The organism is Bacillus sp. BML-BC051, assembly GCF_019656175.1.
GTDB classification, from domain to species: Bacteria; Bacillota; Bacilli; order Bacillales; family Bacillaceae_G; genus Bacillus_A; species Bacillus_A mobilis.
The window spans coordinates 23,501-39,249 of the sequence record NZ_BPLI01000077.1 but is presented as its reverse complement, the minus strand read 5'-3'; the positions used below and the strand labels follow the sequence as shown (position 1 = coordinate 39,249).

The 15,749-nt window shown below is 36.9% G+C and carries 13 protein-coding genes; 2 read left to right on the top strand and 11 right to left on the bottom strand.

Features of this window, described 5'->3' with window-relative positions; all coding sequences use genetic code 11:
- Positions 1-10: 10 nt before the first annotated feature.
- On the bottom strand, positions 11-2,377 hold the full coding sequence (locus K5S59_RS25605) for a DUF6359 domain-containing protein (RefSeq protein ID WP_120449651.1): 2,367 nt from the start codon (positions 2,375-2,377) through the stop codon (positions 11-13).
- Between the two features lie 240 nt (positions 2,378-2,617).
- Here K5S59_RS25605 and K5S59_RS25600 point away from each other — a divergent pair, with 240 nt between their 5' ends.
- Positions 2,618-3,970, top strand: a complete 1,353-nt coding sequence (locus K5S59_RS25600) for a DUF4026 domain-containing protein (RefSeq protein ID WP_000453725.1) — start codon at positions 2,618-2,620, stop codon at positions 3,968-3,970.
- A gap of 39 nt (positions 3,971-4,009) precedes the next feature.
- On the opposite strand, the gene hemY is transcribed toward K5S59_RS25600, so the two are convergent.
- From hemY to K5S59_RS25580, 4 genes are all read right to left on the bottom strand, one after another.
- A complete protein-coding gene (gene hemY, locus K5S59_RS25595; RefSeq protein WP_001228089.1) occupies positions 4,010-5,431 on the bottom strand; it encodes a protoporphyrinogen oxidase in 1,422 nt (473 codons plus the stop codon).
- Between the two features lie 19 nt (positions 5,432-5,450).
- A complete protein-coding gene (gene hemH / locus K5S59_RS25590; RefSeq protein ID WP_000726794.1) occupies positions 5,451-6,386 on the bottom strand; it encodes a ferrochelatase in 936 nt (311 codons plus the stop codon).
- Positions 6,387-6,400: 14 nt separating this feature from the next.
- A complete protein-coding gene (gene hemE / locus K5S59_RS25585) occupies positions 6,401-7,447 on the bottom strand; it encodes a uroporphyrinogen decarboxylase (protein ID WP_000252609.1) in 1,047 nt (348 codons plus the stop codon).
- Between the two features lie 189 nt (positions 7,448-7,636).
- Positions 7,637-9,754, bottom strand: coding sequence for a transglycosylase domain-containing protein (locus K5S59_RS25580; protein ID WP_000756257.1), 2,118 nt, complete (start codon positions 9,752-9,754; stop codon positions 7,637-7,639).
- A 128-nt stretch (positions 9,755-9,882) separates the two neighbouring features.
- Between K5S59_RS25580 and hmoB the strand changes: the two genes are divergently transcribed.
- Positions 9,883-10,386 (top strand): heme-degrading monooxygenase HmoB, encoded by a 504-nt coding sequence (gene hmoB, locus K5S59_RS25575; RefSeq protein ID WP_120449649.1) that lies wholly within the window; start codon positions 9,883-9,885, stop codon positions 10,384-10,386.
- 149 nt (positions 10,387-10,535) lie between these two features.
- On the opposite strand, the gene K5S59_RS25570 is transcribed toward hmoB, so the two are convergent.
- The 6 genes from K5S59_RS25570 to K5S59_RS25545 form a co-directional block, all read right to left on the bottom strand.
- Positions 10,536-11,954: a PH domain-containing protein gene (locus K5S59_RS25570; RefSeq protein WP_000278135.1), complete on the bottom strand. Its 1,419-nt coding sequence runs from the start codon at positions 11,952-11,954 to the stop codon at positions 10,536-10,538.
- Positions 11,947-12,423, bottom strand: a complete 477-nt coding sequence (locus K5S59_RS25565) for a PH domain-containing protein (protein WP_001182707.1) — start codon at positions 12,421-12,423, stop codon at positions 11,947-11,949. Before K5S59_RS25565 ends, K5S59_RS25570 begins: the two co-directional genes overlap by 8 nt.
- A 74-nt stretch (positions 12,424-12,497) precedes the next feature.
- Positions 12,498-12,794, bottom strand: coding sequence for a protoporphyrinogen oxidase (locus K5S59_RS25560; protein WP_120449647.1), 297 nt, complete (start codon positions 12,792-12,794; stop codon positions 12,498-12,500).
- Positions 12,795-13,045: 251 nt separating this feature from the next.
- Positions 13,046-13,990: a hypothetical protein gene (locus K5S59_RS25555; RefSeq protein WP_000735171.1), complete on the bottom strand. Its 945-nt coding sequence runs from the start codon at positions 13,988-13,990 to the stop codon at positions 13,046-13,048.
- Positions 13,991-15,042: 1,052 nt separating this feature from the next.
- A complete protein-coding gene (locus K5S59_RS25550; protein ID WP_000877834.1) occupies positions 15,043-15,309 on the bottom strand; it encodes a CPCC family cysteine-rich protein in 267 nt (88 codons plus the stop codon).
- Positions 15,309-15,743, bottom strand: a complete 435-nt coding sequence (locus K5S59_RS25545) for a hypothetical protein (RefSeq protein ID WP_000033025.1) — start codon at positions 15,741-15,743, stop codon at positions 15,309-15,311. The genes K5S59_RS25550 and K5S59_RS25545 overlap by 1 nt, the downstream gene beginning before the upstream one ends.
- Positions 15,744-15,749: the final 6 nt, after the last annotated feature.

Sequence of the window (15,749 nt, the reverse complement as noted above, 5' to 3'; positions counted from 1 at the left end):
TTACAACGATTTAAGAAGCTTTCTTCAAGTCAATTTGAGCAAGTACTGGGTCGTGATCACTTACACGTCCATGTTCTTTCATAATGTTTGAGTTTAAGTGTACTGGGTCTACAATTGTGTGTGGTGCGATGTTGTTTGTTACTAAAATATGATCTAACACTTGCGCATTTCCTTCATGAATATACGTGTAGCGGTTCTCTTTCGGCACTGTGTTTAACATATTTTTTAAGTTTGTTCCTTCTAGTGCTTTTAGTGGTTTAGCAAACTCAAAATCGTTCATATCTCCTAACACAACAACTGGTGCATTCGTATTCTTTTTCTGAATTCCTTGTACGAAATTATTTACTTCTTGTGCTAATTGAACTCGTTTTTCTTCACTCTTTAATACGAGCGGCTGCACTTTTCCAAATGGCGTTGCATCTCCTATTTTTGAGTTTAAGTGATTTGCAACGACAACAACGTTTTGTCCTTGGAACGTAAATTCTGCCGCAAGCGGTTTACGTGTACTTTCAAATAATGGGTTTTCGTCTCCAATACGAACAACATTTTTATCAAGTAACTTCGGTACTGCTGCTAATTTCACGCGTGATGGGTTGTAGAAGAAACCGACGCGAATATTCGCTCCTGGTGCTCCTCCGTCTAGATTATTATGCGGAGCAATTTCTACATACTCATACTTTGGCCCGCGAATTTCTAGAACTGCATCAATGATACGTTTTGCGCTTAATGAAGCATCTGTTGTACCGTCATTAATTGATCCATTATTATCTTGCATTTCCTCTACACCGATAATATCTGGCATTTTTAAATTGTATTTAATAGAATACGCTAACGCTTTTACTTTTTCATCTGTTGTTTCTTTTTTATTCGCCGAGAAGTTTTCAATGTTATATGTAGCAACTGTTAACTTATCAAGACGAGGCTGAATATTCGCCCCTACTTGCTTAAATCCACCGTCCACTACAGATGGTAATTCCGTTATTGGCGAAATGCGGAACGAACCGTAATCATATCCGACTACCCCTGTTATATCCCCAGTGAAAGTATCTCCTACTTTTGCTACATAATCGCGAGGTACTTTGACAGAAAGACGCTCTGGATTTAATTGATTTTCATCTAATACAGGTGTGCCATATTTCGTTACGACTTTATCTCCACCATTTTCTACTGTGACATATAAATTCCCGTTTTTCTGAGGTGCAATAATTTTTGGCGTTGGCATCGTAACGCGCATACCTTCTATACTTTCATAAAAGTCGATTGCATCTTCATTTGGATCAAATAAACCGAATGCATCATTATCGATAATTTGATCAGGGATTTTCACACCGTTTTTTCCAAGTACAATCGGTGCTGGTAAAGGTTGATCTTTTGCGATTACAGCAACGCGGCTCGCTTTAATTTCGGTCGTCGTTAAGTCTGTTTCAAATCGCTCTGCATATCCAGGACCAACATATTCTTCTACTTCTCCATCAGCTTGAATAAGATCGCCTACCACTACATTTGCATCTTTTTTGTACACATAAATACCTTCTGAAGTAGCTGGATCATTATCCGGCTGATTATCTTCTATATAAAAACCATTTTTATCAAGCGCTGTTACAACGCCTTCCACATTGTATACTTTCTTCCCTTTGTAAGGAGAGACATGTGATTTTCCTTGAATATCATGAATACGTACTGGTTCATTATTTACGATAATAAATGAAAATGTTGAAATTGCTGAAGAAGTAAGTCCTTCTTTCTCTGCGATTGCTTTAATTACACTATTTTCATTCACCACAATTTGTCCGTTATAACGAACACTTTTATTTGTAGGGTTAGAGCCATCTAACGTATAGTAGATTGTTGCTCCTTCTGTATTCGTCGTTAAAGTTACCGCTGTTCCTTTCGCAACTTCTCCGCCACTAGGCGAAGCTACTACATCGCTAACACGGTTTTGTCCTTCCCCTTGAAACTTATGAGCTGTTACTGATTTTAAACCTGGGCTACTAAAATATAATTCAAGCGTCCCTGTTAAACTAACTTTCTTCCCGATATTTTCAGGATGATCTTTCACATTTACTGCCGCTCTCACATCGCCTTTTGGCAACTGAACAGGCATGATTTTGTCTGGATTCGTTTCATTTGGCGAATCCGCAATTGCTACGTTTGTATCATCAAACTTAGCCGGATCTTTCGTGTATTTAGAAGGACTTTGCGTATACCCAACGATATATCCTTCCGCTATTCCCTTCGTTTTCCCTTGCTGCTTAAATACTTGAATTGCTTTTTCTACTGACATAGAAGTAGTTTCTTCTGCTTGTACTATAGTTCCAGTAAATGAAAGCAATAGTATGAATGATAAAAAGACACTTAACAATTTCTTCACAGCCATTTTCCTCTCCCTATTTCATATTTTCTCAGCATTTCTATCATATCAAATGATTCGTTATATAGAACTACATTTCGACAAGTTTTACAAAAAATTTATTTAATTTACAAGCTTTCAAACTATAATACAAAATAATAATTTTACACCTTCTACGAATGCGCTCTATAATGTTAGAGAGAGAAAACAGAAAATATCGAAATTTAACTGGCATGTAAATGGATTCATTTGAATAGGAGTGATTGGATGGAAGTGCAAACAGAAACATACCGCGCAGCTATGAATGGAACATTAGAACGTCATTTTTCAGATATGATTGCCGTTATACCAACTAGAATTACAATTGAGCAGTTAAAACAGCGGCTAGAAACGATCGCTACTAAAGTTGATGAGTTAAAAATTATTTTTAGTGATGAGACAAGCCTTATTGTTGAGTTACATATGGATGAAACAATCATACCGTATGAACTGCATATTGATGAAGCGAATGAACCAGAAGAATATAAAATGTACAATAGACAAGATTCTACAATCGTAGATCGTCATTTTGAAGATGCTGCTTATGGCACTGAAATTTTTACTCGTACGCTATTTGTAGGCGATGTGCTGGACTGCTTTTTCCAGCAATTACAGTTTTTATGGAACCTCGCTCCAGACTTGTTATTTGTAATCGATTCAAGTGCCGCAATGAAAGTGATATCTAGAAGCTATATTGAATATCACGTTGAAAATGAATTATTACCTGACATTCCTGACTTGTACGTTATTCATTCCGTTTATGAAGACGATAAAGACGGTGAGCCTACGCAATATTGGTTTCATACACATGGCCTTTTAAGAGCAGGTGTAACAGAAATAGAATTAATTATTCCAAATCGCATTTCTTCCTACTACGGTATTGGTGACCTCTTTCAAACCTTTGCTAATAATGCCGTTGAAAATGGACAAGTCCCTATGAATGAGCCTATCGTTATCGCGCATAGTCAGCAAGGTTCTATACATACATTAGCTGTTCCATGGGAAAAAGGATTATCTTATATTGGGCATAAAACGAGTATGGATCAATTATCTTCAATTGAGGATGAAGAAGTAAAACTACAACCAATAGATGCGCAAAACGTATTTCTTGGCGGTATGGATGACCGAGATGAATACCATCAATCTCCATCCGTTCTCTTATTCAAATTTAATACTTCAGAAGAATATATTGAAAGCTTTTTCCAAGAACACGAGGAAGCTACAGGGCTCATGTTCTATAAAACAAATAGTGAAACCGATCGTATGGCTTACAATGCGAAGAATACTTTCGGGTATTTCAGTAACATTTTTCACATTGAACAATCGAATGAAGATTTTCGTTTCCTCGCTAAGTTTGGTGTCTCCTACGAAGAAGGAAAAAGTGAACATATGTGGTTTGAAATGCAAGAAATTACGGAAGATTTCATTCAAGGAATACTCATTAATGAACCATATTTTATAAAAGATATGAGTGAAGGAAATAGTTATCAGTTAGATTTTGATAACTTAACAGAGTGGATTATTTATGCAGGAGATGCTGTTATAAAGCCAAATAACTTATATATGTTTATTGGTGAATAAGTAACAAAACGCCTTCAATATAATTGAAGGCGTTTCACTTTATTGCGCGATTAATTCAGTATCCATTACTTTCTCCAAATGAGAGAGTACACGCTTTGCGGCTTTCTCACCTTGATCAATACAGTCCGGAAGACCAGAACCAGCGTAAGAACTACCTGCCAAGTATATACCTGGCAACTCTTTCTCCATAAATGTCGTGAGTTTCTTCATTCGCTCGTTATGACCTACTGTATATTGGGGCATTGCTTCTTTCCAGCGGCTTACGACTGTAAATTCTGGATCCTCTGTAATATCCATCGTCTTTCGCAAGTCTTCTAGTACGAGCTGAACGAGTTCCTCTTCTGTTTGTTCTACAACTGCTTCATCACCAGGTCGTCCAACGTAACAACGAAGAAGCGTTTTTCCTTCTGGCGTTGTATGTGGCCACTTTTTATGTGTCCACGTACATGCTGTAATGGTGTAATCGTTATTTCGAGATACGACAAATCCTGTACCATCAATATCGCGCTGAATGGCTGATTTCGAGAAAGCCATTGCCACGTTCGCAACTGATGTGGACGGAATATTGCGGAAGAAACGAAACTGCTTGTACTGCGCAAACATAGATGGCAATACTTTATGTGATGTTGCCACTACGACCGCGTCCGCTTCTATTTCTTTTCCGTTACTAAGAGTAATCGTATAACCATCACCGAGTTTTGCAATTTTTTCAATGCGAGTTCCCTTTATTATCGTACCTTCATGCATCTTCATTTCGAGAGATTCTACGATAGATTCTAAACCGTTTTTCACTGTTTGGAAGATTCCCTTTTTCGGTTCCGCTTTCTCTTCTTTCGGTGCAAGCGTACGCATACCGAGTGAAATACTGCGATGTTTCTGCTCGATTTGATACATTTGCGGGAATGTTGACATTAAGCTCATTTCATCAATATCCCCTGCATAAATACCCGATAGTAATGGTTCGATTAAATTTTCAACCACTTCGTTGCCGAGGCGATGTCTGAAAAACTGCCCGAGTGATTGGTCAGATACTGGCTTTGATCTCGGCATTAACAGATCAAAACCAGCTCTTAGTTTACCAATTGGAGAGAGCAGCCTGGAAAATAGAAACGGCGTAATTTGCGTTGGAATTCCCATCATTGATCCGCTCGGCATTTTATGTAACCGATTGTTTACGAGGATAAATGATTGACCGCCCTTATTATTTACAAGTTCATCGCCAAGACCTAATTCTCTCGCTAATCTTGCTGCACTTTCTTTTCGTGCTAAGAAAGAATCCGGTCCGCGTTCAATTGTAAATCCATCTTTTCGAACGGTTTGAATTTTCCCGCCAAGTTTACCCGATGCTTCTATCAGTAATGTATCGATCGGCAAGTTGTTGTCACGAATTTCTTTTTGCAAGTTATACATTGTTGTTAATCCTGTGATGCCACCGCCGATGATTACAACTTTTTTCCTCAAGCAGGCTCCCCCTTTCTTCTTACAATACAGATTCTTTTTTCTTTAATACAACATCTGTTAAGCAATCAATAAATGCGTCCGATGCATTTGGCATTTCTGGACGATAATATTTCGCGCCAATTTCATCTGTTACAACTTTACACTCAAAGTCATTGTCATATAGAACTTCTAAATGTTCCGCAACAAATCCAACTGGTGCGTATACGAATGAAGTATAACCGTACTTTTCATTTAATTCTCTCGTTAAATCTTGTACATCTGGACCAATCCAAGGATCTGGTGTGTTTCCTGCACTTTGCCAACCTACTGCATAGTTTGCTACTTCCGCACCTCTTGCAATATAGTCAGCTGTTTCATTTAATTGATCTGGATATGGATCGCCAAGTGCGATGATTTTTTCTGGTAAGCTATGTGCAGATACGATTAATACTGCTTTTTCACGCTCTGCTTCTGACATACCGTTATATATACCTTTCACTGCATCAACCCAGTACTGAATGAATTTCGGCTCTTTATACCAGCTATCAATGCCGTGAATTGTTAAGTTTCCAAGTTTCTCAGCTTCTTCTTGTGCTCGTCCTACATACGATTTCACGCTAAATGTAGAATAGTGCGGCGCCAGAACAAGCGCGATTGCATCTTGTATACCGTCGTTATGCATATCTTTCACCGCATCTTCAATGAACGGTTCAATATGTTTTAAGCCAAGATACATACGGTACTCTACTTCATCTTGTACTTCATTTAAACGCTTCTCTAACTTTTTAGCTTGCTCTAATGTAATAGTAGCTAAAGGAGAAATACCACCAATTGCACGGTAACGCTCTGTTAAATCTTCTAGCATTTCAGGACTTGGCTTTCTTCCTCTGCGAATATGTGTATAGTAACGTTCAATATCTTCTTCTTTATATGGCGTTCCGTATGCCATTACAAGCAAACCAATTTTCTTTTTCATACAGCAATGCTCCTTTACTTCGCTAACTGTCCTTTAGAGTATTCATGAATAAATGTAGTTAAACGTTTTAATGTATCTGGATTTACTTCTGGGAATACACCGTGTCCTAAGTTAAAGATATAACCTGGCTGCTTCATCCCTTGATCTAAAATACCTTTTACATGTTCTTCAATAACAGACCATGGCGCAAGTAAGAATGACGGGTCCATATTACCTTGTACCGCCTTATGAACGCCGCGCGCACGTGCCTCTTCGATCGGTAAGCGCCAATCTAAGCCTACTACATCAAGTGGTAAGTCGTGCCATTCATTTACTAAATGTGCAGCTCCTACGCCGTGCATAATCATTGGTACACCCATCGGACGAACTTCTGCAAAAATACGCTCCATTGCTGGTTTAATAAATACGCGGTAATCTGCTACATTTACTGTTCCAACCCAAGAATCGAAAATTTGAACTGCTTTTGCTCCTGCGTTAATTTGCGCTTTTAAATATGTAATAACCATATCTGCTAGCTTATCCATTAAAGCGAACCAAGCTTTCGGCTCTGCATACATGAACGCTTTCGTATTATGATAATTACGAGATGGACCGCCTTCAATCATATAGCTCGCTAATGTAAATGGAGCTCCTGAAAAACCGATTAACGGTACGTCTAGCATTTCTGTCGTTAATAAACGAATCGTATCTAATATGTACGGTACATCATCTTCTGGATTGATTTCCCCTAGTTTTTCTACGTCTTGTAAAGAACGGATTGGATTATCAATAACTGGACCAATACCTGATTTAATTTCTACATCCACACCAATTGCAGGTAGTGGTGACATAATATCTTTATACAGAATTGCTGCGTCTACGTTATATTGATCAACTGGCAACTTTGTAACGTAAGCACATAACTCTGGATTATGTGTAATTTCAAATAAAGAATACTTTTCTTTTATCTTTCTATATTCCGGCTGCGAACGACCTGCTTGACGCATATACCATGCTGGTACATAATCAGTACGTTCCCCCCTACATGCTTTTAAAAATGTCTCATTTATAGTTCTTACCAAGACCCTTGCTCCCTTCCTTGCCAATGCTTTTGCTCTAAATACGTTCTATTCCGATATTTATCTTTTTTTACTATACAGCTTGTAAAAACAAAATGCATAATATTATGTACGTTGTTCATGAAATTGACACAAACATTCTTAAAAACGCTTACTATTTTCACAACATTCTTATTATAACACAGAGAAAAACTATGGTTTAGCTACTTTTGACTTTTCTCCTTCGCGATTTGTTTGTGTGTTATATGGCACAACGTAAAAACTCGGTTTTGAAAAGATGTTAACGAACTTTTCTTCATATTCCCCGGCACCATTTACAGTTGCTACATGCGTATGGACTCCGTTTTCCACTCTATAAATACGATACATAATTCTATCATCTGGAAGTGGTGTCCAGCTTAATTTCGCCTTGAATAAACCGAAAGGGCTAAACGCTAATTTCATTTTCACATCTTCAATCTTGCGCAGCCGAATTGGAGCACCGATTGTTTCCACGCCTTCTGGTTTCATAAACTGCTCTTTCTGTTCTACTTTTGCCTTCGTTAAAATTTTCTTAAACAATTTCGTTGCTGACGCACTTTCTCCTTGCAACTGATGCTCTTTATCCGTGCGGTCATAACCAATCCAAACAGCGCCTACTAAATTTGGCGTATAGCCAACGAACCACATATCTCTCGCTCCATTATCCTCATTTGGTAAGGAAGTTGTACCTGTTTTCCCAGCTAACGCCCCGGTATATACACCGGCTTTCGCTGTCCCTTCCTTCACAACTCCTTCTAACATTTTCGTCATATACCATGCCGTTTGTTTCGAGAAAATTTTCGTTTCTACTTTTGGTGATTCTCCAATAACTGCGCCGTGTCTATTGAACACTTTATCAATCACGTGCGGCTCAATAATAGCGCCATTTGCTAAAAACGCACGATACATCTTCACAAGATCAAATGTTGAAACACCATTTTTCAACCCGCCAAGCGCTGTACTTAAACCAGCATCTGCAATATGAACATTGCCTTTCTCTAAATATTGTTTTCCTTCTTCTACCCCTAACTCATTTAATAATGAAACTGCCGGTACATTTGCTGACTCTAATATCGCATCGTACATCGTCATTTCTTTCGAATACGCATGATTATAATTTCGAGGTTCATACCCTTCAAAAGAATGTCTTTCATTCGTCAATAAAGAATACGGATTATACTTTTTCGTTTCGAGTGCTGGTGCATAGACAATAAGCGGTTTTAGCACAGAACCTGGCTGTCTTTTTGCGAAAACACGATTAAATCCTCTCCGGACATACTTTCTTCCACCAATCGCCGCTTTAATTCCGCCCGTACGATTATCCATTAATAAAAAAGCACCTTGCGCCCCCTCTTCTTTCCCAGGGAAATTCCGTGCATCTTGAAACTGGTTATATGCTACCTTTTGAATCTTTTCATCCATCGGAACGACAAACGTATATCCTCCGCGAAGTACTTCTTGATGAGACAACCCGTATAAACGTGCTGCTTCATCTATAACCATATCAATATACGGCATATATGCGAGTTCATTCTCGTCTAAGTTTTTATATAGAGCAATCGTCTTTCCTTGATAACGTACGCTCTCTTCGGCAGTCAAATAGCCTTGTTTATGCATCAGTGACAATACGAGATCACGGCGCTCCTTACTCTTTTCTGGAGAGAAATACGGTGAATATCCGTTTGGCGACTTCGGAAGACCTGCAAGCATTGCTCCTTCTTCTACTGTTAAATCCTCTACATTTTTATTAAAATACAACTTTGCTGCTGCTTGAATACCGTAAGCCCCATGCCCAAAATAAATATGATTCATATACATTTCAAGAATTTGTTGCTTCGTATATTTTTGCTCTAATTGAAGGGAGATTGCGACTTCCTTCAATTTCCGCGTAACTGTTTTTTCACGAGTTAAAAAGACGTTTTTCGCTAGTTGCTGCGTAATCGTACTACCGCCCTCTACCCTTTCTCCGGCTAACGTATCTTTATAAAGAGCCCGGAATATAGACGGGTAATCAATTCCTTGATGCTCATAAAAACGAGAATCTTCCACCGCAATAAATGACTGCTGCACGTATTTCGGAATTTGCTCGATTGGTACGAGGTCTCTATTTTCTACGTATAATTTCGTAATTTCTTTCCCTTTCTGGTCAACGATACGTGATGAAGAGTGGAAAACGAGCTGCTTTTCATCCATCATATAACCACCAGCTAATACAATAATTTTATAAAGTACAATCGCTAATACAAGCGTTGCTAATCCACCTAATAAAGTCCACTTTACTTTCTTCATACATCGGCCTTCTTTCCAAATGATGGTACATTTATTATTTGAAAAAGAAGTATCTTTATGTATATAATCTTCGAAGTTTTTTACGAGAGTTGATATAATAGAAACAAACATTTAAAGGGGGCATTAAAATGAAGGCTATTATTTCATACGAAACACCTCTAGAACAAGCACATTTCACTGCAAAAAATAATGAAAAAGATATGTTTTATAAAGAAAATACAGAAGAATCTGTAGAAGGCTCTCTTCAGTATGACGTACTAGACGCTGTTGGCGAATTTAAAGGACAACCTGGTTATATCGTTTGTAACAACATTTCTGTCATAGACGAAGGTCGCCCAGTATTTGAAAACCGTTTTAAAAACCGTGCAGGCCTTATTGAAAACGAACCAGGATTCCAAGCAATTCGCGTTCTACGCCCATTAAGTAACGATACATATGTCATCTTAACGATGTGGGAAACAGAGCAAAACTTTAAAGACTGGACAGAATCACGTTCATTCGAAAACGCTCACAAAAAACGCCCTGTACAAGCAGAAGGACAAGCTCAGGCTCAGGCTGTTCCGCATGCGGAACAGCCGAAAAGTATCTTCTCTAGGCCGTCGTTTGTGACTACTTTTGATGTGTTAGTTTAAGTTTTTTTGTACTGTAGTTCCTCCAGGGATACGGTACATGAAATTATAACGGCGATTTTTCGAATATATCGGCGCAACTCAAATTATATCAGCGATTTTTGAGGTATATCGACTTATCGACAAATCACGACACAAAAAAGGAAACACCCTCACGCACCGGTGTTTCCTTTTTCTTTGTACCAATTATATATACGAAGCGCATCTTCTTTTCCCATATGCTTCACTTTATATTTATGTCCCGCTACTGATACGGCAGCTGTACATAGCTCATCTTTCTTTTGAAAATACGATTGATTGTATCCTACTGCTTGAACATGCCTTCTTCGCATGATTCCTGTATATTTTGCCAGGCCGCGGTATACCATGACTAACTGATTGTCTCGTATCATATATCCACCACTTTTATATCGGGCGTATGAGAGTAACGTAAATATGATGAATAGTGGTATTAACGTGAATAACGCAGTATTTTGTTTGAAATATATACTAGCACTAGCAATCGGCACCGCAAGCACCGCACTTGTAATCCAGCCCATTATTACGTAACGGCGTAATGCAGCCTTCGGTAAATGAACGATTTCCTCTTCCGTTTCATACGGTAACTGTAAATATGTAAGTAACTGCTGGACATCTTTCTTTTTCATAAAAGGATGTAACATCACTTCATTTCCAGCTGCTTCTATACTTTGAATGACCTCCACTTCGACAGAGCAATAACCGAAAGGCTGACGGAGAATTCCCTCTTTCACCGTAATTGCTTGAATGCGATGTAATTTTAAAACGAACTCTTTCTTATCAAATAACCCTTGTACGATGCGAATTTCATTTCCTTTTCTCTCTATTTTAAAGTTCGCATATTTTAACGCATAACCAGCTGTTGAAATGATCCACGAAATCACCATTAAAATCGCGGCCATAACGATTAATTCATATACACCGTTATCCATCACATACGCTTCTACTTTATTGATGAGCCACTCTGGCAGAAATTGATTAAACTCTGTGTAAATAAGAAGTAATCCAGAAAACACTAATCCGAATCTACCAGATGTAATAGAGGCGAATAAAATTTCTTTCGCTGTTAACTGATAAATTGTCTTATTTTCTGCTGTCGCGGGCTCTTCTTCAGTCACAACACTTCTCTCTTTATGTAATAAAGAAATCAGTTCCTTCGCTTCCTCTTCTCTAATACCCGCTAACATCACTTCCGGTTCAGTACCGCCGCCAGCTACTTCTATATTTAATTTCGTCAGTCCAAGCACTTGATAAATGATGTTAGAAGACGTACTAATATTTTGCACACGTTCTTTATTTAAGTAACTTTCCTTCTTAACGAACACACCGTGCTTTATATGTACAATATTATTTTCAACCCAGTACACTTTGAAATACCATTTTATCGCTGAGAAAATCGCCATAATAAATAATACAGCTAAAAGAACAAGATGTAAGAAATACCAAGGTTTTACTTGGTCATCTGATTTAAATAAAACAAGAAAAATAAAAGGCAACAACGTCGCAATTCGAATACCTAACAATATCGTGATCGGATGTTGCCTCTTATACATCCTCATCACTCACTTTCGCAAGTTCTCCAATTTGTCTTTTCAGCTGCTCTGCTTCTTCTTTCGTTAAGCCTGGAATACTATGAGAAGTTGCCGCTGTGGAAATATGTAATTCTGCTAAATTATACTTTCTCATAATCGGGCCCTGTTCAATCGTTACGTGCTGCACGCGCATCATCGGAATGAGTACGCGTTTTACAACGAACATTCCCTTTTGTATCTCAATCTCTTCTTCATTTAATCTGTAACTATAATAGCGTTGACGTAAACTTGGAAACACAAAATAATCAAGCGGGATAAATAGAATAGCGCCTGTTACTAATAAGCCAAACAACCAACCCCACCAATTAAAATTGATCATAAAAAAGAAATATGCAATTACGACTGCTAGTATAACTGCCGCCCCAATTAAAGCGTGAATTCGCCACACTTTCAGCATATTAGAATGAATCTCTCTTTCTAACGGCTGCATCTCATCACTCCAATTATATGAATGTATTAATTATATATTAGTTGGTATATACATATTTGTAAAATTATAGTTTCCTACATCATATCCATTATTTCTTTAAAGTTCCCTTCATTAATCGAATACACTTGAAACTGAATGTAATCTATTTCATTCGTATTCGGACGGGCATATGGCAAAATGTTAAATTTAGAAGCAGATCTTCCCAACATATCTACAATCATTAGAGAAACGTCAATATACTCGAATTCTACACGGAATACTACTTCTTCCCCCGTAAATTCATAATCTTTAATCGCATCATACGACTTATTCGCACTAATTAGCATCACCTTTAATAGTTGGTTTAAATTTTCTGGTTTAAAATTAATCATATACGTAGCTCCTTTTTTTCAATAAAACACTATGAAAACAGTGTAATCTTATTATTTCATAGCTTCACACATCAATGATATAAAAAATAAAGCTAGTTTTTTATAAATTTTTTGATATAATTACTTACGGGAAACGGGAAGAATTTTGTCTTCCCTTGTGTTTTTATTTGCATCTAGTACTTTTGCTAGATGCCTTTTTTTATGCTAAAAAAGGTACCCTCATATACTTTGAGGATACCTTTTCCATCAATTTAGTGCAGTTCAATAATTGTACCATCTTCAAATACTTTAAATACACCAGTAAATCCAGGTCCACCTGCACCTTCTACTTTATATGTCGTATGCACTCTTATTTGATAATATTTCTTTCCATTCTCTACTTGCGTATTTTCTAGCGTGTAATCATAGTCTTCTTTATATTCATTTTTGATATATGCTTTCGCTTTCTCAAAAGTAAATGCATCTTGAGTCTTTCCTGTCTCTACTTTTTGGTTCTTTTCTGTTACTACCTTCTGATTTTTTTCTACATCAGGTTTTTGAGTCTTTTCTGTTGCTACCTTTTGATTTTTTTCTGCCTCAGGTTTTTGAGTCTTTTCTGTTGCTACCTTTTGATTCGTTACTGCATTTGTTTTTTGTGCCTTCGCTGCAGCTTCACTCTTTGCAGTTTTTTCTTCTTCATTCATTTTAGTAACTAATCCTACCGCTTTTTTATTATATTCTTCAAGGTTCTTGTTATCTTTTGTTTCCGCAACTAGCTTATTTAATATCTCTTTCGCTTCTGCATAATTTTTCTTACTTATTAATTCTTCACTTTTCGTCAGTTGCTCGCTATACTTCTTGTTTTGCTCTAAGATGGCTAGTAATGCTGTGCGTTCTTCCTTTGCTTGTTTTACAAGCGTAGCATTTCCATTCTTCATGTTCTCTACTTTTTCAAATGACTTGATTGATTCTTCTACCTTTGTTTCCTCTTTTAACTTCACTGCTTCAATCATTACTTTCGTTTGTTCTACAAGCATCTTTGCATCTGAATCGTCTTTTTTCTCATCTAACGCTTTTTCAAATGATGATAAGGCATTTTTATATTCTTTATTCGTTAATGCGGTCTTTCCTTCATCCATTGCTTTGTCAAAATTCCCATTGCTACATCCAGCTAACATTAAAAACGTAAGTCCAATTACCATTAATAACTTTTTCATTTTTTCTCCTCCTATATATCCCTAAAACGATAAAGTGAAACTTTAATCAGTGGGGCGTTTTGTTCCTCCCCCACCGATTTTTAGTTGAACCAATCGGGCCTTTACAGGCAGTTGATCCCCACCTAACTTCTTTGCTTTCGCTGAATTTTGAGGTGGGGGCCTTACTGCCCGTTAAGGCGGGGTAACAGCATATGTATAAAAGTCTGTGTAGTAATTAGACTGAAAATAAAGATGTACTTTGTGTGTGGGAAAGGAAGTACATTTCATTTACTATCATTACTTAAAACTCCTAAATAGTTGGTAGTGGGTTTTCTTCTTCTTTTAAAGACAGAAAGGAATTTTAATAATGTGCGTAAAAATCTCACCAGGCTCTTTACTACACACACTCTTATACACATAGAAAAACTATTTTTAGGTTGCTATTTTTTTAGCTTTACATATCCCCGCTTTGTAACATACCGAAAAACAAAAGAAAACAAACCGTAACATAAGTTACCGTTTGTAACTTTTCTGTAACACAAATGTAACATAAGGGTTTTGAATATACAATAGTTTTTTTTACATTATTTTCCCCGGTCTATATTTTCAGGCAACAATCAGCTTCCAATCCTTAGTATAAAAGCATACAGGTATCTCTCCTCATTATCATCAAGTTGAAAAATAAACAGTACTCTGAAACAAAAATTCCTTACGCTAAACAAAGTTAAATAAAAAAGCCAACTTCTTTACATGAAAAGAAATTGACCTTTTATTTTATTCACGTTAATCCCTATGTATTAAAAAATTTATTTATTAGTCTCAAAAAACTACAAACAACCGTTTATGGAATCTTCCTAACGTATCGTAAATCCAAATTTTTAATGAAATAATCCATTAGCGTTTGAGATTAACAAAAAAGCCTACTAATGAAAGTAGACTTTAAATAATGCCGTATAAATTATATTTTTTTTAGATTATCAAATTAATAATTTGTCAATTCATTTTCAGGAGTTTGAATAATAACGGGATTTTTCTTTAGATCAATCCATCTTAAAATATCAATAATATTTTGTTTAACCAATTCGCTTCCAACTAGCATCCTTCACATCTTCACTAGTCGGCTTTCTAACTGATTTCACACAACATTCCTTGCAAGCACCAAATGCAATGAAGTTTTGCTGCGCTTGTCTTAACGAGACTTCATTTGCCCCGCCTTCAAAGTCAGGATCATTAAACTGAACCTCATCATCTTCCCAATAACATATATTACAAATTTCATATGTACCTGGTGGTTTTTCTTCTAGTGTTTTATATCCGCAGCACGGACATGTGTATTTCATTATTTCACTCCATTATTAACTTGTTTTTTCTCCCATATATTCCGCCCCATAAAGAATGTAACAGCACAAATCATAGTTATTACCATGAAAGTAGTATTAGAATCTTCATATGTAGTTGGAATTCCAACCGTTACGGAAACAATACTACAAGCTAAAAGTAAATATAATAATAAAGATATAATATAGCTTAGTTTAAAGCGTACAATGATACCTCTAAACAATAACTCACCCAGTAGACAGCCACCTAAAATAATAGGTACTCCGAAATACAATGTAAGGACTCCCATTTGCGCAGTAGATTGAATTATCTTTCCAATTATGTTCGGCGAAGTCATCTCATCATTTCTTCCCATCCTATCGAATAAATCAAGTGCCGTTACTGAAATAAAGAAACTTAATATAGAAAATGAATATGGTATTAAAAATTTGCTCACTCTTAT

What these genes read in the sequence shown, in the direction of transcription:
- K5S59_RS25605 (WP_120449651.1), bottom strand. Translation starts at nt 2,377, where the DNA reads ATGGCTGTGAAGAAATTGTTAAGTGTCTTTTTATCATTCATACTATTG.
- K5S59_RS25565 (WP_001182707.1), bottom strand. Translation starts at nt 12,423, where the DNA reads ATGCAGCCGTTAGAAAGAGAGATTCATTCTAATATGCTGAAAGTGTGG.
- K5S59_RS25580 (WP_000756257.1), bottom strand. Translation starts at nt 9,754, where the DNA reads ATGAAGAAAGTAAAGTGGACTTTATTAGGTGGATTAGCAACGCTTGTA.
- hemH (WP_000726794.1), bottom strand. Translation starts at nt 6,386, where the DNA reads ATGAAAAAGAAAATTGGTTTGCTTGTAATGGCATACGGAACGCCATAT.
- K5S59_RS25550 (WP_000877834.1), bottom strand. Translation starts at nt 15,309, where the DNA reads ATGAAATACACATGTCCGTGCTGCGGATATAAAACACTAGAAGAAAAA.
- K5S59_RS25555 (WP_000735171.1), bottom strand. Translation starts at nt 13,990, where the DNA reads ATGAAAAAGTTATTAATGGTAATTGGACTTACGTTTTTAATGTTAGCT.
- K5S59_RS25600 (WP_000453725.1), top strand. Translation starts at nt 2,618, where the DNA reads ATGGAAGTGCAAACAGAAACATACCGCGCAGCTATGAATGGAACATTA.
- K5S59_RS25570 (WP_000278135.1), bottom strand. Translation starts at nt 11,954, where the DNA reads ATGTATAAGAGGCAACATCCGATCACGATATTGTTAGGTATTCGAATT.
- hmoB (WP_120449649.1), top strand. Translation starts at nt 9,883, where the DNA reads ATGAAGGCTATTATTTCATACGAAACACCTCTAGAACAAGCACATTTC.
- K5S59_RS25560 (WP_120449647.1), bottom strand. Translation starts at nt 12,794, where the DNA reads ATGATTAATTTTAAACCAGAAAATTTAAACCAACTATTAAAGGTGATG.